Below are 22,187 nucleotides of genomic sequence, written 5' to 3'. Positions count from 1 at the left end.
AACAAGAGAATTCAATCAAAAACAAAATGGATGCCTCCTGTACAATACAGGATAACATCCACTTGTCTAAACTAAATATATATGTGTCCAGAATTTTGGGTACACATCAAAATCGATTTTGTCGAGTCACCCCCGCAAAGTTTATTAGATATCTAAAAAGCTTTTATAAAGCGTATTTAGATATCAATAAACCACTGCGTCTATGAGTTTTCATATACACTTTTTAAAATTTAGGGCTTTTAGGTTCGTCCCTTAAGTCTTTTTTATGACATTTGTCATATTACTTCATGACATTACCTACTAAAAGGTAACTTCCTACTTTGATATAATTTAATTATCAAAAATGAGGTGAACAAAATGTCATTAAATAATATTATAGAAGTAAAAAACATAACAAAAACAATTAAAGGAAAAAATATCTTGGATGATATTTCTTTTAATGTAAACTCTGGTGAATGCATTGCTTTAATTGGGCCTAACGGAGCTGGTAAAACTACTCTAATGAATTGTCTATTAGGAAATAAATTTATCAATTCAGGCTCAATAAAAATTAATTCTCTAAATCCAGGAAACCAGAAACTAAAAGAATTTCTTAACATACTTCCTCAGGAAAATGTCGTTCCTGAAAAACTAAAAGTGAAAGAATTACTTAGTTTTATTCAAAAACTATATAAAAATCCATTAACAAATGAAGAAATCGATGTACTACTAAGATTTGATGATTCTCAAAAAGAGAACTTTGCTTCTAAATTATCAGGAGGACAAAAAAGATTATTATCTTTTATTATTACATTAATAGGACGACCTAAATTAATTTTCTTAGATGAACCAACAGCTGGAATGGATACATCAACACGTATTAGATTTTGGGAAATTGTAAATAACTTAAAAAATAAAGGTCTAACTATTATTTATTCTTCTCATTACATCGAAGAAGTAGAACATACCGCAGATAGAATCTTAGTTCTAAATAAGGGAAAACTTATTCGCGATACTACTCCACATGCTATGCGTGCTGAAGAAATTGAAAAATACTTCACACTACCTATAAAATATCTAGATTTATTGAAAGATAGTGATATTATAAATAATTTAGAAATTAAAACAGATAATATTAATTTCTTAACAAAGAAACCAGATGAAATATGGAACATATTACACCAAGCTGGTTGTACATTTAAAGAAATTGAAATTCAAAATAGAACTTTATTAGATAGTATTTTTGTAACAACTAAAGACAATGGAGGAGAGAAATAATGAAAAATCTTGCTAACTTATTAAACATAGAATTTATATTCATAAAAAGAAACTTAACTAATTTTATTATGGGATTAGGTTTTCCAGTTATCTTCTTTATACTATTTTCTGGAATGCAGCAATTCGATGATCCTGAAACAAAGATACGCGTTGTAAAAGATATGCTTATTTCAATGACCGCATTCAGCAGTATAAGCTTCGCTTTATTTTCTCTCCCTATTTCAATAAAAGAAGACGAGAAAAACAACTATCTACATATATTAAATAATTCTCCTATAAAAATATCTGAATACTACCTTGCTCGTTTTATTCGTCTAATAATTACGTTTATTATATCAATAGTTGTTGTATTTGCTGTTGGGCATATCTTTAGAGGCGTTAATATGACAGCTCGTGAATGGTTTATGTCAGCTGTTCTAATGCTTATTGGAAGTATTACATTTTTAGGTATGGGATTACTTCTAAGTCTTATTAAATCAGAAGAAAAACTTTCGTTACTTGCTAATATATTATACCTAGGACTTGCTATGCTAGGAGGACTTTGGTGGCCTACTTACCTTTTCCCAGAATGGTTACAAAATATATCTAAACTGACACCAACCTACTATCTTTTAGATTTCGTTAATAAATATATTAAAGAAGATATTTTCTCTTATAGAGCTCTAGCTATACTTCTAGCATATTCGGTTGTATGTATAATTGCTACATTGGTAATAAAAAACAGAAGAGAATCAAAATAATAATAATAATAATAATATAAGAGTGCGGATAAATTATTCACACTCTTATATTATTGTGGTATTATTAAAGAATAAGGAGATTGAAATGTATAAAAAATTACTAAATTTATTAAAGGGGAATTATGGTTTTTATTTATCATTGGTATTTTTCATATTCCCACTTGCATATGTTATCGATGGAACTTATCCTAAATATATATTGCTTTTAACTTTTCTCGCACTTTCTTCATATATAGGAATACTATATACAAAAAATAAAATTCTTATTTTTACAGAATGGTTTTATTTAATTGCTTATATCAGTTACATGACCATTATTTTATATCCGATGAATATTCTATTTAGTTTTTATCTAAGTAATCTACTCGTTTGGCATTTTCATGATAAGTATTTTACATACAGAACGATTAGCTTTTTTATAACTATAAATTGTCTAACACTATATATAATCTCTAATCCCAAAATGAATATTGGAGATAGAATTATCCTATTTATTTTTTCTTCTATGTGTATAATAACTTATTTTTTCCAAAAATATGGTTATGAAAGAAATAAATTAAAAAATGAACGTATAAAACACAATGAACATATTAATCTACTTCTTGCTGAAAATGAACGAAATCGAATAGGCCGAGATTTACACGATAGTATCGGACATACTTTTGTAATGTTAAAGTTAAAAGCAGAGCTGGCTGAAAAATATTTAGATAAAAATAATATTGAAGCTGCAAAAAAAGAACTTCAAGAAATTAGTGAAATCAGCAGTACTTCAATGACAGAAACACGTTCTATTATTAATAAATTAAAGCATAGAAGTATTACTGAAGAATTAAAAGTTATTACAGATATTATGACCATGGCTGATATTTCATTAGATATTAAGAATAATATGACTACACTTCCATCTGAATTAGTTGAATGGACTATTACAATGGTACTAAAAGAATTAACGAATAATGTTATTAAACATAGTAAGGCTAATAAATGTAATATTAATATCAATGAATCTAGTAATAACTATACTATTATTGTCTCTGATAATGGTCGTGGTTTTGAAAATATTGACGGAAAGGAACTATCTTCTATAAGAGATAGAATTAAACTAGTTAATGGAGTAATAGATATAACATCAAAAAAATTCCCTACAACTATCAAAGTAACAATCAATAAATAAAAACAGGAGGACAATATGAAATTACTTATTGCTGAAGATCAAAGTATGTTACGAGATGCAATGGCAACATTATTATCAATGGAAGATAGTGTTGAAAGTGTACTTCAAGCTAAAGATGGAAAAGAAGCTATAAATTTAATTTCTACTAATGATATAGATGTAGCTATACTTGATGTAGAAATGCCTGAAGCAACAGGACTAGACGTACTAGAGTACATTCGTAGTAATAATATACATTGTAAAGTTGTTATTGTGACAACTTTTAAACGTATGGGATATTTTGAACGCGCCATAAAAAATAACGTAGATGCCTATGTACTAAAAGATCGCTCAATAGATGAACTTATGAAAACAATTAACAACGTCTTAGGAGGTAACAAAGAATACTCACCTGAACTAATGGAAAATATCTTCAATAGTCACAATCCATTAACAAATCAAGAAAAAATTATTCTTTTAAAAATTAAAGAAGGATTACCAAACAAAGAGATTGCTAATGAACTGTTTTTATCGGAAGGAACTATCAGGAATTATATTTCTAATATCCTAACTAAATTAAACTGCAAAAACAGAACAGAAGCTGTAAAAAAATCTACCGAGGAAGGATGGCTTTAGATGACAAGAAAACTCGCTATAAGATTATCATTACTTTCGTCAATTATATACATAGCACTAACAATACTATACTTTACAAGTGTAATATCAAAATTTAATCATTCTGATAGTCCTAGCGCAGGCGCTGGTTTAGGAATGCTACTTGCGTTCCTAATACCACACTACTTTATGCTTTTAATAGCTGTTATTTTTAATATTGTTATTTCATTAATAAAATTCACAAAAAATTATTTAATAATTATAAATATTATATTGTATATCATCGCTGGCGCATTAGGGTTTATTTTAGGATTTATTTTAATTATTTCTATCATTTTCCAAATAATATTCTTGATAATTGCATATAATAAATAAAACAGGAACAACTTTAAATCAAAATTTTTACAAAGTGATTTTTAGTTGTTCCTTTTATTTTATTTTACTAAAGAATAGCTTATGTCTATTAATTCTTTTATTGTTTCTAATTTGATATTTTTATCTAAAACTATGCTAATCCAATGCTTCTTATTCATATGATATGCTGGAAAAATATTTTTATTGTCTATAATATCTAAGATCTTATCCGTAGAATATTTTAGATTTAAAACTTTCACCTTAGTTGTAATATCAGTATTTTTATTTAATTTATTATATTTAACCTCTAGAATCAAGGCATACCATTTATTTTTTTCATTTACAAATGCCAATATGTCTGGATGTTTTTTAAAAGGATTAACATGATTTCCACCATATTTATAACAATAATCGATAACTTCTGAACCTATTTTCCCAGATTCATCAGCTAATCCCAATAAAGAACTTAGTAACTCTTCTACCTGCTCCCTAATATTCTGTACTGTTTCACCTACTGCACTATCTACGCTATACAATGAGTAAACCTCATCAAATTCTAAATCATAAACTTCTACTAAAAGTTGACTATCTACAAATACGATTTCTATTAAGAAGCTACTATCTAAAATTTCTTTTCGATATATTAGTTTTTCCGCTTCTTCTTCAAATCCAAACTGTAAAAGTTGTTCCTTAGAAAAGTTATATTCTTTTACATCTATAATCTTCATATTTATTATTCGAATCTAGCTCTATCGTGACTTTGACTCCACTTATCTACCTCCGGTCCTTTTGGCACAATAGTTTTACCTGCGGATGCATAATATCCGATCTTTATTGCTTCAAAGTCTGTTGTAGTTCCAAATCCTGATGTCTGATATAAATCTTTTAAGTAGTTGAATATGTTAGAATATTCTTCAATTCTCTTTTTATTCGCAGAATATAATCCGTAATAAACAACATCAAAACGAATCATCGTAGTATAGAAACGAATATCTGTATCTGTTATTGTATTTCCATGGAAGTATCTTTGATTTGATAAACGCTCCTCTACTACATCCATCATATCGAAGAATCTATCGAATGCCTCATCATATTTTTCTTGGTTTTCAGCAAATCTCATTCCATATACACCATCATTAATTGCTACGGCCAATTTTTCATTCCACTCATCGATTTGACCTGCAAGATGCTCAGGATATAAATCTATTTCATCTTTTTTATGTAGTTTACTAAATACTGTTGCAAATTCATGAAGTAACTCAGCAGATTCTTTTCTAACTACTTTTCCTGTAGTAACATCAACAAGCACAGGTACTGAATATGGTCCTTCATAATCTGAATCACTATTTAAGTATACATCTTTAATTTTAGATTGTTTTAAAACTGGGTCTAGCCCATCTTTATCTAAGCTAAATTGCCATCCTTCTTCTCCACGACGATAATCCAATGTTCCTAAACTAATAGCATCATCTAAACCTAGTATCTCTCTTGCTATAACCGCTCTATGTGCATATGGGCATAAAGGAGACCATAATAATCTGTATCTTCCCTCTTCTATAGGTTGTTCCTCTGTTCCAAATGGTTTACTAAAAAATTTTTTCATGTGATTTTCTCCTTTTTAATTTTCTATAATTTTTTTTGCTTCTTCATAAATATACATAACATTCAAAGTATGTTCTTTTTGATCATTCATGAAATCAAAATCTTTATTATTAATAACTTCAACGAATTTTTTAAACTCAGCAAACATTCTGTGTGAATGAATATTTTTATTTTCATTTATGAAGTTATCTTTTGTCTGAATACTGTAATTAGGAACTTCATTTGTAGGTCCAATAACTTTAATTATACCTTGATCACCTTGAATATTTACATAACTATTATTAAAAGTATCTTTCGCTGCTATGCAAACTACTTTAAAATTAGCATATTCTAATAGAAGAATACCCGAAGTATCAACATCATTAACAATATTTGGTGAATAATGTACTTTATTAGGTTTACCAAATAATCCAACTACAAAATGAATGTTATAAATATTTAAATCACCAAGTACTCCCCCACCTTTACTTTTATCAAACACTGGTGCTATAACTCCATTTTTAAATGCTTCATATCTTGAAGAAAGTTGAGAAAAATTACATTCAACAAGTCTTATTTCTCCAATATTATCAATATTGTCTTTTATATCAAGATAATTTTTTTGATATTGATTTGTTATTGCTTCTATTAATATTAATCCTTTAGCTTCGGCTATTTCAAATAATTCTACAGATTCCTCATACTTTAAGGTAAACGGTTTTTCACAAATAACATTTTTACCAGCTTCTAAAGCTTTCTTAGCAACTGTATAATGTAAATTATTCGGCACTGCAACATAAATAGTATCAATCGCTTTATTTTCCAGACAAAAATCAATATCAGTATATATTTCTTTAATATTATATTTGTTTTGTAATTCTTTTAAATTTTCAATATTTCTAGCTGCTATAGCTTCTAATTTAATTTCTGGAAGTTCATGAGCAAAAGATAAGAAATCTTTCACTATCATTCCAGAACCAATAATTCCTAATTTCATGTTTTCCTCCAAATTACTATGTATCCTTTAATTATATCTTTATAAACTCACACTAGCAACTTTTCTGCATAAAAAAAGGAATCATGAGCTTTAAGCTCATGACCCTTCTCATCAGTCCTAAATTTTGGAGACACTAAAAAACCTAAGGAATGGAGTCCTTAGGTCTTTACTCTATACAACATACTAACTAATTGCTTTGTATACATATTTTACACTGTTTTCTTTGATTTTACAAATTATTTTTTTAATATAGAATCAAATAAATAAAAGCTTATAGAATTATTAGTAAATCTACTAATTTTAGTCATAAAAATACAACCATTACTAGAAATACTTCCTTGTCGTGCTAAATAAGATAAAGCAGGTACTAATTGAAATAAAACTGCTTCATAATATTCATTTTCTTTTTCAATTAACAAAATAGCTTTCTTATACAATTCTCTCTCTTTTATTCCAACCTCTTTATCTAATATCAAATTATATAAATCAGTTAAAATTTCTTCTTCTTTAGGAAAATAATTAAACATATAAAATTCCTAATAATTACCAATTAATAGTTGGTTCCAATGTGAACCCCCATCATCATTCGCAATAGTAGTATACTGGGAAAAAGTAGTAACTTCTGTTCTTCCTTTTGCATCAGCTATATTATAATTTAAAAACATACTACCTGATAATAATAAAACAAAAAATAATTTCTTTTTCATAATAATAGAACCTTCTTTCTGCTATTTTTCAGAAAATTTAACTTTTTTTTCGATATTAGAAATGAATTGTTAGTTTTATTATATAGTAAAAAATAAAAAATACAAGTCTTCTATTTAATTTTTTAAAATATTTGTTAAAACATCACTCTTTACACTCTGTCAAAATACTTTCTATTTCTTTTAATTCTTTTATAAACTTACTATCTTTATGCCCTATATATACAATCTTTCTTCTACTCTTGTCATTGCTACATAAAGCAATCGTCTTTCTTCTTCTACATTTGTTTCTAACAATACATTTTTATCTAACTTTTTCATAGTTTGCTTTATACAAATAAGAATAATTCTCATCTATATTCATTATAAATACATTTTTAAATTCAAGTCCCTTATATAATTAATTTAACTTTGAATTTATCTCCCTATCAAATTTGATAGATTGTTTTATTTTTTTATATTTAGTTATATTCATACTGCCAAGGGAGTGACTCAAAAATCGTGATTTCGGAGAAATCGATTTTGTCGAGTCACCCCCGCACAGTTTATTAGATATCTAAAAAGCTTTTATGAAGCGAATTTAGATATCAATAAACCACTTGCGTTGTACGTTAGAATTTTTAGTGCCAAAGGCACTTTAAAATTCTTACGTATAACGTATGCAAGGACACACCAAGAAGTGAGTCATAAGACGAAACTGATTGGATTGTGTCTACTGCTGAGGCTATGAGTTTTCATGTAAACTATTTTTAAAATCTAGTACTTTTGGGTCAGCCCCTTACTTTTTTGTATAACAAAATGTACAAATATTTCTTTTGTAACTACTTTCTTAATTAATAAAAAAATAATTAGTATGGATTTTTCTCATCCACACTAATTATTATACACCCTATTATTTTATGCTTTTTTTCTAGATTTAATTGCTCCAATAACTAATGGAATTAAGCTGATTAAAATAATAGCAATTACAACTACAGAAAAGTTGTTCTTAACAAATGGAATATTTCCAAAGAAGTACCCTACTGATACAAATAATGTACACCAACAAAGACCTCCGAAGAAATCAATAATTCTAAACTTAGAATATTTCATCTTACCAGCTCCTACGATAAATGGAACGATCGTACGAATGATTGGGAAGAATCTAGCTAAGAAAATAGACTTTCCTCCATGTTTTGCTACAAAGTTTTCAGCGTCTTTTATGTTTTCATCAGACACAAACTTTTTAAACCATGCTTTACTCTTTAGATAATCAGAGAAGTTTCTTCCAATAAAATAGTTACAATTATCACCAATTACTGCGGCACTTACACATAAGAATAATAATAAAAAGATGTTATTCCCTGTTGCAGCCCACAATGCACCACTAGCGAACAATAATGAATCACCTGGTAAAAACGGCATAAACACAACACCAGTTTCAATAAAGATAATTAAAAATATTATCCCATACATCCACCATGGTCCATGTTGTGTCATTAATTCACCAAGATGTTTGTCAATATGCAATACAAAATCAATTAAAAATTTAATTGTTTCCAATGTAATCCTCCTAAAATAAATATGTTCTATGAGATTATACCATAGAGAACATAACCTGTCTATTAATCATACAATCTAGAAATTAATCTCTTATGAATTTTTTCATTTCAGCAATGTAGTCTGCATTACTTTCATGTTTTCTAAGATGATTAAGTACTCCAATTGTTGGTTCACTAACATCCTCAAGTTTTCTACGAGTTTGCCATAGTATTTTTACTTCATCTTCTGTTAGTAATAAATCTTCTTTTCTTGTAGAACTCTTCAAGAAATCAATAGCCGGATAAACTCTTCTTGAAGCTAATTCTGGTGATAATACTATCTCCATATTCCCAGTTCCTTTGAACTCTTCAAATATTAAGTCATCCATTCTAGAACCAGTATTAATCAAAGCAGTTGCTATAATAGTTAAACTTCCTCCACCTTCAACGTTTCTCGCTGCACCAAAGAATGCTTTTGGTTTGTGAAGGCTCGATGGATCTACCCCTCCGCTTAAGACTTTACCACTACTTGGTTCAACAATATTATAAGCACGAGCAAGTCTTGTAATACTATCCATAAGTATAATTACATCTTGACCAAGTTCTACACGACGTTTAGCATGCTCAATAACCAATTCTGCCACTTTGATATGATTTTCAGAAGTTTCATCAAATGTTGAACTTACAACATCTGCTCCTCTTACAGATCTCTCCATATCAGTAACTTCTTCTGGTCTTTCGTCAATTAAAAGAATAATTAACTTCTTATCAGGATAATTTTTTCTAATAGAATTTGCTATATCTTTTAGTAATGTTGTTTTTCCAACTTTAGGTGGTGCAACAATCAATCCACGTTGACCGAATCCAATCGGTGCTACCAAATCAACAAATCTTGTAGAAAGTTTTTCTTTAGTAGTCTCTAAAACAATTTTTTGATTTGGATAAATCGGTGTTAAAGCTTGGAAATGTGCTCTACCTTTTGCAACCTCTGCATCAACATCATTGACCTTATCTACCTGTAATATACCTGCAAATCTTTCACCTTCACGTGGTTTACGAACTTTCCCAAATACTTCATCACCTTTTTTAAGTTCAAAACGGCGAATTTGAGAAGCGGAAATATAAATATCTGTTTCTCCTTTTTTATAATCAACAGTTCTTAAGAAACCAAAACCATTTTCTGGGTGAATATCATCTAAAATACCAGAAGCATAGTAATGCTCTTCACTTACTGATTGTTTTTCTAAAATCGCTAATACTAACTCTTTTTTATTTAATGTATAATATCTTGGAACACCAAGTTCTTTAGCCAAAGCTGTAAGTTCTTTAGTATTCATACTTTTATACATTTCATCAAATTTTACGTTACTCATTTTTTTCCTTTCTCCATGTATCACATAGAAAATCATTAAACATCTAAATTAATCGTTGATCTAATTAAACATTATCTTTAAAGTACATCAAGAACCTGAATAAATAACTCACACTAAATGTTATTTTCAAGTTCTTGTTATTTAATATTAATTTTTTTAACAACAATTTATCTCTTACTAAGTACTACCACTGCAGATAAGATAAATGCAGCTCCGATTATATCTATTAGACCAAATGTTGTTCCTAATAATAAGAATGAGAAAACTATTGCTGCTATTGGCTCAAAACATCCGATAATACTTCCTGTAACAGCTCCAATCATTCTTACCCCTTCTAAATACAGTGAAAATGACATTATTGTTCCTACAATAATAACACCAGTTATGCATAAGAAGTCCATAAATGTAAAATTGGAAGGTATATAATTGCTACCTGTACCAAAATACACTACAGATCCTGCAATTAAAAGTCCCCAGGTCATTATCGGCATTACTCCATATTTCTTTGTTAAATTTACTGATGAAATATTATAACTAGCTAGTCCAAAAGCAGAAAATATTCCCCAGAATAATCCCAAAGTGGAGATATTTAATTTACTGAAATCTAAATGCGTAGCCATAAGAACAGTTCCAAATAATGAGGATACTATTGCAACGACTTCACGAGGCAACGGCCATCTTCGACTTATAATACAATAATAAGTCATAATCATTACTGGCCCGGTAAACTGAATAACAGTTGCCATACCTGCATTAGTATACTTAATCGCTAAAAAAAATGTACCTTGACAAATGAGTAATCCTAAAAATGAAAAATTTAATAATCTCAAAATATCTTTTTTATCCGAAAATACATTCATCAGACTTTTCTTATCTTTTAAGAATAAAATAATCACTAGAACTATACCTGAATAAAATAGTCTATTGGAAATTACCCAAGTTGAATCTATCTTAGAAATATTAAGTAAATACTCACCTAACACTCCAGATAATCCCCAACATGTAGCTCCTAACAGAGTAAGAATAGCACCTTTTTTCATAGTACTTTTTTCCATAATTACACACTCCTAATGATCAAACAACTTTAGACTTGAACTTACAATTTTGTTAGATTTTTCTACTACTTCATTATAATTCTCATCCTTAGATAATAAGATACTAGTAAATAGTGTTATCATATTATTTTGAGCTACCATCATGTTTCCACATGTATAAAACTTAGCATCAAGTTTATTGGTAACATAACCAAATGGTGAGTACCAAAAACCATAACCAACTTTATAATTTTCATCAAAAAATTTCTTCGCAACATTCTCAGGATACCCCTTTATTATTGGCATCGGATAAAGAAGGCTAAGAGATTTAATTGCCTTTTGAGAATCTTCAACTTTTGCATTTAAAACTGAGAATACATCAAGTTTTTTCCCCATCAATGTTTTATCATCATATACTCTAAATTCTCTTTCAAATTGAGATTCAAAATTCTCTTTATATTCATGAATGATTTCTTCTTCATCAAACATAATTGAGTAATCATTGTTAAATAGATTCTCTTTTTTTAAGTATAAATGTGCTTTTAAATCTTTATCTGTATAATCTAATGAAATTAATGGATTTGTCGTGATGAATAAACTCTTTTTAGATTCAAACGCTATGAAATATCTATTTCTACTTAACAGGTATTTAGTTATTGCACCTAGTGAAGTATTATTTTCTAATAGTATTAAATTTTTTCTTGATAGTACAATACGTTTAAGTTCTTCTTTCTCAATTTGAAGAAGAGCTTTTCTAATGTTTTCTTGCCAAAGTTCCGGATAAATCTCTCTAACTATCGATATTTTAGGATCGTTAGAAATCTCATTATCATTATCAAGCTTGCTTAAAAATGAGATTCTCTCCGTCCATAATTCCGAAAACTCTTTTTCTTCCTTCATATTAAAGAACAATGTTATAAAAACTTCTTCACCTTTAAAAACAGCAAGTATTCCAGGAACTACAAATGATGTATCACTAAAATCTACCCATTCCTGACTGTTTTTATTATTACCGTCTGAAATACCACCATAGATTCCAAAATACTCATCATCATGTTCATCAATTTCTAAAACTGTTACCTGAGCTCTCAACTCTTCAAACCCAGATAAAATACTACTGTTATCAAAACTAGTTAGAAAATCATTAGAATCAAGTAACCATGTTGCTTCATAACCTATACCGATTATAGAAGTTTTAGTATCTGGTGTTCTTATTATAAATCTTTCACCTTTTTTTGGCGAAAACAGACTGATAAACTGATCTTCACTAAATGTTTTCTTTAGTTTGAATTTTACAACAAGTTTATCATCAAGAACCGTATCACTAAAATCATAATCTATAATTCTCTGATAATCATTCATACTTATTACCTATCCTTTTTTTTCTCCTCATTTTGAAGTCTTTCTTCACGTTCTTTAATTTCTAATTTTTTTTGTCTTTGTTTTATTAATCTATTTACCTCTTCTTCTGACTTATAACTTGCTTCTTTATCAGTAAAAATAAATAAATTTTTGTGATTATTCAAAATTGAAAGTATCGTTTTATTTTCTGACTCTTCATTTTCAAATAATTCTGCTATGTATTTTCTCTTGTCATTACCTAAAACTACAACAAATAAGTTTCTAGCAGACATTAAGTTTTCATACCCAATACTAATTAATTTGTTACCTTTGATTTCCATTCCAGCTTGTTGTAATTGTGATTTTTCTTCTTCTGAAAATTCAATAATATGAAGGTTTTTATTTACCTCATCAGCAAAACGGTAATCAAGTATTCCTCCATCAGATCCTAAGAAAACTACCGCAACATCTATTGGATTTTCTTCTAATACTTCTTTATAATTATTTAAATCTTCATCACATTCATTACTATTTAATGCCTGCGGATAATAAATGTTTTTAGCTTCTACATCTAACTTTTTAAATAACTCATGCCTTGCATATCTATATAATCCAAATTTCTCTTCAATATCAATATCAGCAAATTCACGTTGACCTAACATTATAACATGTTTATAGCGATACTTCCCTGTTTGGTTGTCATCAATCATTCTATTCGTAAATTGTGTATTAATAATATTTTCAGGTAAGCAAATAACTGCTCCATCCTCAAGATTTTTTTCAAATTCATCATACATTCTATTTAGAACTGCTGTTTCACTGTTACAAACTATATATTTCATGTTTTCACCTCCATATAGTAATTATTCAAATTACTTTCTATTATATCATATTTATCCCTTACTAACAACGTCATAGATTTTACTCAACTTCTATCAGTTTAGAGAGTACATAAGAATAAACATATGTTTTAATATTTTTTAATTGATAATATTCCACTACCGCTTCTTTATATATTCTTAGTTGATCCTTGTGTCTTTCACGTAAAATACCTTCCCCAGTTTTACTAGTCACATAGTCAGTCTTATAATCAACGATAATAGCTTCATCATCAGATATTTTAATAAATAAATCGACTACCCCTTGAAGTATTACATCTATCTCACTATCGCTTTCACTGTATAGTTCTTTAGCTTTTTTCGCAGTGGTAAATGCTATTTCAGTTTGACAAAATTGGCAATTAGAAATAATATTCATTAATTCATTATTAATAAAGTTACTTATTCTTTCTATATCATCTTTATTATTTATATTATCAAACTCTTCTTCTGTTAATATTCTATTCTCTTTAATATTTTTTATTAAACTATCTGTTTTCTTCAAATTATTTAAGTAAACTTCTACATCATTAATTTCAACACCCGATCTCACATCATTAACTATCTTTTCAAAAAGTTTATGAACAATATTCCCCCTAAGTATTGCCTTACTTGCAGATGTTGAGCTCTTCAATGTAGTTAACTCGAGATAGCCTCTTTTTTCTTTCTTAAAGCCAGAATTACTTTCACCGTTAATTTTTTTCAATGCGCTATATGATGTTTTTGTTGGAAATACCTTATGTTTAATAGTATTCTCCTGGATTTCTTCATTGTCTTGTTGTTTTAATTCAAACCTTTCATAAAAATCTGCTAAGTCAAAGTCTAAACCATTTTCCTGTTCTTGAATCAATGGAATAACTTCATGAGCTTCAAATTTTGCCTCACGCTCATTTTCAAAACTAAATCCTTCTTCATAATCACTCAGTAAGTTATTTAGTATAGTTTCAAAGTTATCATCTTCTAAAATAGCTTGGGAAAGTGATTTATCTCTTGCCTTCTCATTATTTAATTCTATTCCACTTGGACTTACAAGATACAGTGTGTTTTTAGCTCGAGTTAGGGCTACATACAGGTTACGAATTTCTTCTTCTCTTTCTCGTAGTTTTATCAAAATACTATTTAACTTATATAATTCGTTTAATTCTGTTAGTCTAGAATTGTTTAAACCGAAATTTTGAGCTATAGTCTCAACATTAAGACTTAACCCAAAAGTCTCTGTGAATAACCCTTCTCCAGTATAACCACTTTTACTAAATGAAGTGTCAAGATCAGCAACAAATACTTCTTTATATTCTAATCCCTTAGAAATATGAATCGTTGATAAGGTAACACTATCGTTTGGTGTTCTTTTCTTAGTTTCAAATACCTCTTCATTTTTTATATTTTTCAACTGCCTAATTAAACCAGATAGTTTATTATCAATTTTCTGATATTCATTTACAACATCTACAAAATTCTCAAAATAATCAATCTCTTCATCATTTACACCTATTGTAACTAAATAATTTTTAAAATCAGTATCTAAAGATATACATTCTATTAAAGTCGGTAAAGAGTTATTCAAACTAAAATTCAACCATTTTTTTAATAGATTTGTAGTCTGACTATCTTTTTTATTTTCACTATTTGTTAACTTCTCAAAAAGATTTTTTCCTTTTTGTAATGATACTCTCAATAATTCATCATTACTATAATCAAAAATCTCAGTATGCAAAATGGCTAATAGACTAGCATCCCTATTAGTGTTATCTAAAAATCTAAGAATATTATATAAAATATTAAAACAATTTGATTCAGTAAAACCAACTTTTTCCTTGAAAAATAATGGTATATTGTACTTGCTAAATATTTCTTTAAAACTAGACATTTTTGTACTATTTCTAACTAAAACAGCATAGTCACTATATTTCTTTCCATTCTTTATCCCTTGCAAAATTTCATATGCAATATTTTCTATAGATTGTTCCCTATAATTTTTTTTATTTTCTACTATTTCTCCTGTATAGTAGTTCACCTTACCATTTATTAACTTAGTTGCCATAATTTCTGTATCTTGGCGCTCTTTTGCTTCTGGATAATAAAGGGCGCTATCTTCATCATAGCTCACACCAGCATTCTTATTTCCCATCAATCTATTGAATACAAAATTACTAGATTTCAATATATTCTCATCACTTCTGAAGTTCTCTTTTAATACTACACAAATACCTTCAGAATCATCTTCAAATGAATATTCCTCATTTACACTATAGTTATCAATTTCCAATTTTCTATAACTATTATACTTTTGTTCAAAAAGATCTGGATTAGAACCCCTAAAACCATAAATTGCTTGCTTAACATCTCCTACTCTAAAGAAGTTCACACCTTCTCCTCTAATTAGGTTTAGAATATATTCTTGCAAATTATTATTATCTTGATATTCATCAACATATATTTCATAAAAATATTCTCTATAATAATTTGCCGCTTCACTTGGGATAATCTCACCATTTTCTTCTTTAGTTAAAGCCTTAATAGCAAGATGATTTAGATCAGAAAAATCTAAGAAATTGTTTTCTCTTTTTCTTTTAATAAAATCATTATGTAAATTCTTAAGAACTTTTGTAATAGTTCTTGATAACTCACTCATTTTATCTATAGTTTTAAAATAATTAATGTAATCATTAAGGTCAGTTTGTATACTTGCTAATGTCGCCGTGTCATAAACACTATCTTCTACTTTTATTTGTTCATTGAGTTTCTCAATAATAACTTCAATTTCCTCAAGATTCTCTTGATTACTCTTTAAGGTTTCTTCATCTTGTTGAAGATATTTTATGATCTTTTCTTTCTTGTCATCATCTAAATTAACAAGAGAAATAAAATCTATATCGTTCTTTTTTTTAGAACTTTCTAGATATTTTTTAATATACAAACAAAAATCAAATGTTATTTTTATATTTTCTACTGTAGTTAATTCATCAACTCTACTAAATTTATCAAGTGCTTCTTTATTATCAACAGAAAGTTTATCTTCATATAGAGAATTAAATTTTCCAAAATCTTCTTCTAAATATTTTTGAAAATTAGGTATATTTAAAAGCTTATAGTATATATCAATAATAAAAGAACTTATATTTTGTTTAGAGCCAAAAACTGTAAACAATAAATCTGTGCTACTAGAATCATCTTTAACCAATTCTTCTAGTACATTCCCTATTGTTTCACTCAATAGTCCTTTACTATTTGCTAATATACCAAAATTAGGTGATAAATATTTAATTTGATTATCAATTTTTTCCTCTACAAGATAATAGAATTTTTTCAATACATTTAGACAAAAGCTGTCAATAGTACTAACATAAGCATCATTCATTAGCATTCTTTGCTTTCTAAGGAATAATAAATCTTCTTCCTTATTTGTAGAAAGCAATCTTTCACTAATTTTATCTTCTATTCTTACTATCATATTTTTAGCAGCAGCTGTAGTAAATGTTAGGACTAATAATCTATCTATATCCCATCTTTTTGTCGCAACTTTTCTTGCTATTCTTTCGGAAAGAACCTCTGTCTTACCACTCCCAGCTGCGGCCGCAACGAGAACATCCGCTCCTGTAATAGCGATAGCTTGCCACTGCGGTGGTGTTGGTGGATACTTCCTAGAAGCGGCTATATTATCAATCTTCTCAATATTTATCATATAAATTTCCTCTAATTTCATATTAATAATCACTTTATATTTTAACATACTTTAAGCATTATGGTATAATGTTTTAAGATAGTAAGACATTTATTTAAATTATATTTTTATATTGTTTCTACACAGTTGTAATTATAAAATAATATTATAAATAAACATTACTTTTTCTTAAATTTTTATAATAGGTGAAATAGATGAATCGAAAAATTTTGGCATTAGCTCCTATTCTAGTAGCTAGTTCTATAATTAAACAAAATAAAAAACTAAAAGTAACTAAAACTACACTTGATTTTAATAATCTTCCCGATTCTTTTGATAATTTTAAAATTGCTCAAGTGAGTGACATTCACTGCGATAAGGTTGGATTAAGTGACTTAACCTTCTTAAGTAAAATCAGAAAATTCTCACCAGATATCATTGTAATTACTGGAGATATTCTAGATAGTTATAAAAACGACATGGATGTAGCCTATAATATCCTAAGTCAACTTTCTATAATCGCTCCTTGTTATTTTATATCTGGTAATCATGAACTTAGATTACCTAAAGAATACGCTGAGTTAAAAATTATGTTATCAAAACTTAAAATTACTCACTTACACAACGAAAGTATTCTTCTTAATCGTAATCAAGATTTTATAAATCTAGTTGGTGTAGAAGATTATAATTTTTTCAAAAACGAAGATAATTTAAATCACCGTGCGAACTTCAAGCAAACATTAGACAATCTATATTCTTCAGAATATTTTAACATCTTGTTATCACATCGTCCAGAGAAATTTCCAATCTATGTAGAAACTAAATATGATTTGATTTTTTCAGGGCATGCTCATGGTGGACAATGGAGAATTCCATTTTTAGGAGGTATTTTCTCTCCTAGTCAAGGATTCTTTCCAGAATACACAAGTGGTTGTTACAGAAAAGACAGTTCGACATTAATTGTTTCTCGTGGACTAGGAAATAGCTCGTTTCCTATAAGAATAAACAATAGAATTGAATTAGTATTAGCTACATTAAAAAAAAGAGAGATTCAAAAATCGTGATTTTTTAAAATCCGATTTTGAATCTCTTATTTTATTTATTAGAAATATAATTTCTCAAATTTTTCTATTTTTTCTTCAAAGTCTTGAAGCGCCAATTCAATTGCATCAGGTTTAGACATATCTACACCAGCATTTTTTAATACTTCTATTGGATAATCAGAGTTTCCTTTTGAAAGGAATTCATCTATATAAACTTTAGCATTTTTACTATCTTCTAGTATTAATTTTGATAATGCTTGTGCTGCAGAATAACCAGTGGCATATTGATATACGTAGTAATTGTAGTAGAAGTGTGGAACTCTTGACCACTCATATTTTATATCTTCGTCGTAAGTAAATACATCACCATAGTATTTTTTCACCACATTGAAATATTCAGTATTTAAATATTCTGCTGTTATAGCCCCTCCGTTTTGAAGTTGTTGGTTTATTTTGTGTTCGAACTCTGCAAATTGAGTTTGTCTATATACTGTTCCAACAAATCCACTTAATGCTTGATTAAGGACACGCAGCATTCCATTTTTGTTACCTTCTTTTTCAAATTTATTGTATAGATATTCTGTTAATAATGCTTCATTACAAGTTGATGCTACTTCTGCAACAAAGATTGAATAACTTCCGTAAACGTATGGTTGGTTTTTTCTAGTGTAGTACGAGTGCATTGAATGCCCTAATTCATGTATAAGTGTATACACATCATTTAATGTTCCATCAAAATTTAATAGAATAAATGGTTTTGTAGTATATCCACCCCATGAATACGCCCCTGAACGTTTTCCTTTATTAGGATAAATATCTATCCAACGTTCTGTAAATGCTTTACTCATATCATTAACATATTCTTCACCCATTGGTTTTACAGCTTCAAGTACTATATCACGAGCTTCTTCAAATGTAAATTTAATTGGTTCTCCTTTTACCATTGATACAGATCTATCATATAGTCTAAAATCTTCAAGTCCTTTTGCTCTTTTATGTAATTTATAATATCTTTGTAGGGCTGGAATTTTTTCATTAACTACAGAAACTAAATTATCATACACTTCCTCTGGTATTAAGTTGTTAGATAATGCATTATTCCTTGTTGATGTATATTTATAGACATCAGCATAATATTTTTTTCGTTTTAAATTTCCACCTAATGTAGATGCAAACGTATTATTATGTTTTTTGAAATAGTTATATAGAGAATGGAATGTATTTTTTCTAAGAACTCTATCTGTACTTTCCATATAAGTACCATATGTTCCATGCGTTAAAGTATGTTTATTTCCATCTTTATCTTCAACTGGCTCAAATTCAACATCTGCATTATTTAATGCTGAAAAAGTTTCATCACTAGCATTTAGTGCTTCTCCAGCCATTGCAATTATTTTTTCTTGTTCTGGATCTAGAGTATGACGACGTTTTTTATTAATTTTTTCTAATTCAAATCTATAAACTTTTAACTCATCTAATTCTTCTACGTATCCTAATAGTACATCCTCATCAATTGAAAGAAGTTCAGGTTTTAAAAATGACCACTCTGCATAAAACTTAGAATTTAAATTCATCGTTTTAGCATATAATTCACCATATTCAGCATTTGTACTATCTTGGTCTTTTCTAAGAAATGCATAAATTGTTAATTGTTCGACTTTTAACATCATATCTTCTTCAGCTTTAAAAACTTCTAGAAGAGCTTTAGCACCCTCTTTAACCTTACCTTTATAACTTTGTATTTGTGGTATTAATTCTTCCACTTCTTTAAATTGATTCCAAAAATCTTCATTTGTTTTAAAAATTAATTCTAAATCCCATGTATTCTCAACTTTTTGATCTTTTCTTAATAGTTCAACCATCTTATTTCTCCTTATGTCTAATACATAATCTTAATTATATCACATATTTCAGCAATTTGGTAATATATATTTTTAAAACTATATTGAATTTTCAGAAAATAGAAGCATTATTTTCTTTTTATTAGATGATCATAATTCTCATGTCCTATATAAATCTCCCTATTTTTATAGAATCCATAACTTTCATATAGTTTTCTTGCTCTAACATTCGATTGAGCAACATTTAAACTTAATAACGTATTACTACTATTAATAAAGCTTGTTAATAGTTTATTCCCAACACCTTCTCCTCTATACTCAGAAAAAACATATAGTGTATCTAAATAAAACTCTTTTTCCAATACTTCATTATAATCAAATATAATGTCATCTTGCTTTAAATTAAATTTTTTAACGACTTCATTAAACCAGAAATTTTTCATCTTTTCTACTTCATTATAGTGATAAGAAAATGAGAACCCTTTTATTTTTCCATCACTTTCGTAAACCATACAGTTTTTAAAACTAAATCTATCATATTCTGATAGAAATACAAATTTTAGAATATCTTGAATTTTTACTATAGAATAATTCTTTAATATGTCAATTTCTAAAGATTCAATAAATTCCTGCAATCCTTCTAATACTTTTATATCATCTTTGGTTGCTTTTCTAATCATTACATGTATCCTTCCATGATTTAGTAATTATTAAAGAATCATCTACTATTCAACTTCCCCAACATTAGCATATCTAGCAAATGAAGGCTCATAGTTTCTCACGTTAAATCCTAATTCTTCTAATATTACAGCTACATAAGATGCACGAACTCCAGTAGTACAATATGTAATTTGAAGTTTATTCTTATCTAAACCTTTTTCATTTACATATTTTTCTAACTCTTCTCTAGATTTTACAAATCCTTCTTCATTAACTAAAGAATTAAATGGTAAAGAGATTGCACCAGGAATATGCCCCGCTTTATTTTCACCGTAAATTACGCGACCATTATATTCAACTTCTAATCTAGTGTCTAAAATTTGCACATCAGCATTTCCAAGTTTTGATAATAATTCATCTGTAAATATAGCTTTTTCGTTTTGAGTTGCTTCACTACGAACTACATCGCTAACATCTATTCGGTCAGATGCTGGTTCATAATTTTTATTAAATCCTAGCTTCTCAACTTGTTTAAAACCACCATCAATAAATTTAACATTATCAAATCCAGCATAATTAAATGTATAAACTACACGTGCTTCATCTCCAAATCCTTGTTCTGGCATTGTAAAACCATAAACTAACACTTCAGAATCAGCATTAATGCCAAGTTTAGAAAAAATTTGTTCGTAGTTATCTTTTGATAATAATTTACCTAGATTCTCCCCTCCAAATTCATCTAATAAACTTATATCAGTCCAATCAACAACCGTTGCTTTATCATACATTAAAGCACCTTCTTCAAGCATTCCACCACGTGCATCGATAACTACTATATTCTCTTTTGTTCTATTTTCTAATAAATACTTAGCATCAACTAATTTTTTAAAATCAAATTGTGTCATAAGTACTCCTCCTCTAAAATTTAATTTTCAATTTATTATAACATAAATATTATTGAAAAAATATAATTTAATTCGTTATCAAATCGATGTGAATGGGGTTGACCAAAAGTCCTAAAATTTAACAAAGTGTATATGATAACTCATAGACACAATGGTTTATCGATATCTAAATTCGCTTTATAAAAGCTTTTTAGATATCTAATAACCTGTGCGGAGGTGATTCGACAAAATTGATTTCTACGAAATCACGATTTTTGAGTCACTCCCATTTCCCCAAATATTTTTTACACTTTATAAACCGTAAACATTTTTATTTACAAACTCAGAACACTATGATATAATAAATCGGAATTGTTTTGAATTAAATAATTAAGGAGAAAATAGTATGAACAAGAAAAAAATGATTATTACTAGTGCCTGTGGTTCACTTGTAATCGGACTATCAGCCTTCGCTGGTTACGAATACGGAAAACAGCAAACATTTCAAACAACATCACTAGTACAAAATACAGCACAAGCAAAGAAAATTA

21 protein-coding genes are annotated in these 22,187 nt (G+C 28.1%); 6 read left to right on the top strand and 15 right to left on the bottom strand.

Annotated features, from left to right (window positions below; genetic code table 11):
* Positions 1–357 precede the first annotated feature (357 nt).
* The 5 genes from ACWOA3_RS08695 (at position 358) to ACWOA3_RS08675 (ending at position 4,140) form a co-directional block, all read left to right on the top strand.
* Positions 358–1,257, top strand: a complete 900-nt coding sequence (locus ACWOA3_RS08695; protein WP_003146959.1) for an ABC transporter ATP-binding protein — start codon at positions 358–360, stop codon at positions 1,255–1,257.
* Entirely contained in the window at positions 1,257–1,997 is a 741-nt protein-coding gene (locus tag ACWOA3_RS08690; protein ID WP_003146961.1) for an ABC transporter permease, read from the top strand. Before ACWOA3_RS08695 ends, ACWOA3_RS08690 begins: the two co-directional genes overlap by 1 nt.
* 463 nt (positions 1,998–2,460) lie before the next feature.
* A complete protein-coding gene (locus tag ACWOA3_RS08685; protein ID WP_442566233.1) occupies positions 2,461–3,171 on the top strand; it encodes a histidine kinase in 711 nt (236 codons plus the stop codon).
* Positions 3,172–3,186: 15 nt separating this feature from the next.
* Entirely contained in the window at positions 3,187–3,786 is a 600-nt protein-coding gene (locus ACWOA3_RS08680) for a response regulator (RefSeq protein ID WP_442566234.1), read from the top strand.
* Positions 3,787–4,140 (top strand): hypothetical protein, encoded by a 354-nt coding sequence (locus tag ACWOA3_RS08675; RefSeq protein WP_003146964.1) that lies wholly within the window; start codon positions 3,787–3,789, stop codon positions 4,138–4,140.
* Positions 4,141–4,199: 59 nt separating this feature from the next.
* Here the strand turns inward: ACWOA3_RS08675 and ACWOA3_RS08670 are convergent, their stop codons facing one another.
* The 12 genes from ACWOA3_RS08670 to ACWOA3_RS08615 all read right to left on the bottom strand — a co-directional run bounded on the left by ACWOA3_RS08670 (position 4,200) and on the right by ACWOA3_RS08615 (position 17,229).
* On the bottom strand, positions 4,200–4,847 hold the full coding sequence (locus tag ACWOA3_RS08670) for an MmcQ/YjbR family DNA-binding protein (protein WP_442566235.1): 648 nt from the start codon (positions 4,845–4,847) through the stop codon (positions 4,200–4,202).
* Positions 4,848–4,852: 5 nt separating this feature from the next.
* Positions 4,853–5,722 (bottom strand): glutathione S-transferase C-terminal domain-containing protein, encoded by an 870-nt coding sequence (locus tag ACWOA3_RS08665; protein ID WP_456885387.1) that lies wholly within the window; start codon positions 5,720–5,722, stop codon positions 4,853–4,855.
* Positions 5,723–5,737: 15 nt separating this feature from the next.
* A complete protein-coding gene (locus ACWOA3_RS08660; protein ID WP_456885385.1) occupies positions 5,738–6,697 on the bottom strand; it encodes a Gfo/Idh/MocA family protein in 960 nt (319 codons plus the stop codon).
* Between the two features lie 236 nt (positions 6,698–6,933).
* Positions 6,934–7,224 (bottom strand): bacteriocin immunity protein, encoded by a 291-nt coding sequence (locus ACWOA3_RS08655; RefSeq protein WP_456885383.1) that lies wholly within the window; start codon positions 7,222–7,224, stop codon positions 6,934–6,936.
* 9 nt (positions 7,225–7,233) lie between these two features.
* A complete protein-coding gene (locus ACWOA3_RS08650; RefSeq protein ID WP_456885381.1) occupies positions 7,234–7,404 on the bottom strand; it encodes a hypothetical protein in 171 nt (56 codons plus the stop codon).
* Positions 7,405–7,617: 213 nt separating this feature from the next.
* Positions 7,618–7,722: a 3'-5' exonuclease gene (locus tag ACWOA3_RS08645; protein WP_172497884.1), complete on the bottom strand. Its 105-nt coding sequence runs from the start codon at positions 7,720–7,722 to the stop codon at positions 7,618–7,620.
* A 576-nt stretch (positions 7,723–8,298) separates the two neighbouring features.
* The gene (locus ACWOA3_RS08640) at positions 8,299–8,943 is read right to left on the bottom strand and encodes a VTT domain-containing protein (protein ID WP_456885378.1); all 645 of its coding nucleotides are present in this window, start codon (positions 8,941–8,943) and stop codon (positions 8,299–8,301) included.
* A gap of 82 nt (positions 8,944–9,025) precedes the next feature.
* Positions 9,026–10,294 carry a transcription termination factor Rho gene (gene rho / locus ACWOA3_RS08635; RefSeq protein WP_003146972.1) on the bottom strand — a complete coding sequence of 423 codons (1,269 nt, stop codon included), beginning with the start codon at positions 10,292–10,294 and terminating at the stop codon, positions 9,026–9,028.
* Positions 10,295–10,461: 167 nt separating this feature from the next.
* On the bottom strand, positions 10,462–11,349 hold the full coding sequence (locus ACWOA3_RS08630; protein WP_003146973.1) for a DMT family transporter: 888 nt from the start codon (positions 11,347–11,349) through the stop codon (positions 10,462–10,464).
* A gap of 12 nt (positions 11,350–11,361) precedes the next feature.
* A complete protein-coding gene (locus tag ACWOA3_RS08625; RefSeq protein WP_456885376.1) occupies positions 11,362–12,690 on the bottom strand; it encodes a hypothetical protein in 1,329 nt (442 codons plus the stop codon).
* Positions 12,691–12,695: 5 nt separating this feature from the next.
* Positions 12,696–13,511, bottom strand: coding sequence for a 6-phosphogluconolactonase (locus tag ACWOA3_RS08620; protein ID WP_456885374.1), 816 nt, complete (start codon positions 13,509–13,511; stop codon positions 12,696–12,698).
* Between the two features lie 79 nt (positions 13,512–13,590).
* A complete protein-coding gene (locus ACWOA3_RS08615; RefSeq protein WP_456885373.1) occupies positions 13,591–17,229 on the bottom strand; it encodes a UvrD-helicase domain-containing protein in 3,639 nt (1,212 codons plus the stop codon).
* A gap of 194 nt (positions 17,230–17,423) precedes the next feature.
* Between ACWOA3_RS08615 and ACWOA3_RS08610 the strand changes: the two genes are divergently transcribed.
* On the top strand, positions 17,424–18,272 hold the full coding sequence (locus ACWOA3_RS08610; RefSeq protein WP_456885371.1) for a metallophosphoesterase: 849 nt from the start codon (positions 17,424–17,426) through the stop codon (positions 18,270–18,272).
* Between the two features lie 38 nt (positions 18,273–18,310).
* Here the strand turns inward: ACWOA3_RS08610 and pepF are convergent, their stop codons facing one another.
* The 3 genes from pepF to ACWOA3_RS08595 all read right to left on the bottom strand — a co-directional run bounded on the left by pepF (position 18,311) and on the right by ACWOA3_RS08595 (position 21,657).
* Entirely contained in the window at positions 18,311–20,113 is a 1,803-nt protein-coding gene (gene pepF / locus ACWOA3_RS08605; RefSeq protein ID WP_456885369.1) for an oligoendopeptidase F, read from the bottom strand.
* A gap of 107 nt (positions 20,114–20,220) precedes the next feature.
* The gene (locus ACWOA3_RS08600; RefSeq protein ID WP_456885367.1) at positions 20,221–20,772 is read right to left on the bottom strand and encodes a GNAT family N-acetyltransferase; all 552 of its coding nucleotides are present in this window, start codon (positions 20,770–20,772) and stop codon (positions 20,221–20,223) included.
* A gap of 45 nt (positions 20,773–20,817) precedes the next feature.
* Positions 20,818–21,657, bottom strand: coding sequence for a sulfurtransferase (locus ACWOA3_RS08595; protein ID WP_456885366.1), 840 nt, complete (start codon positions 21,655–21,657; stop codon positions 20,818–20,820).
* Positions 21,658–22,187: the final 530 nt, after the last annotated feature.

It is taken from the genome of Gemella taiwanensis (genome assembly GCF_054054385.1).
Note: the sequence above shows the minus strand (reverse complement) of the source record. Positions and strands in the feature narration are given on the sequence as shown.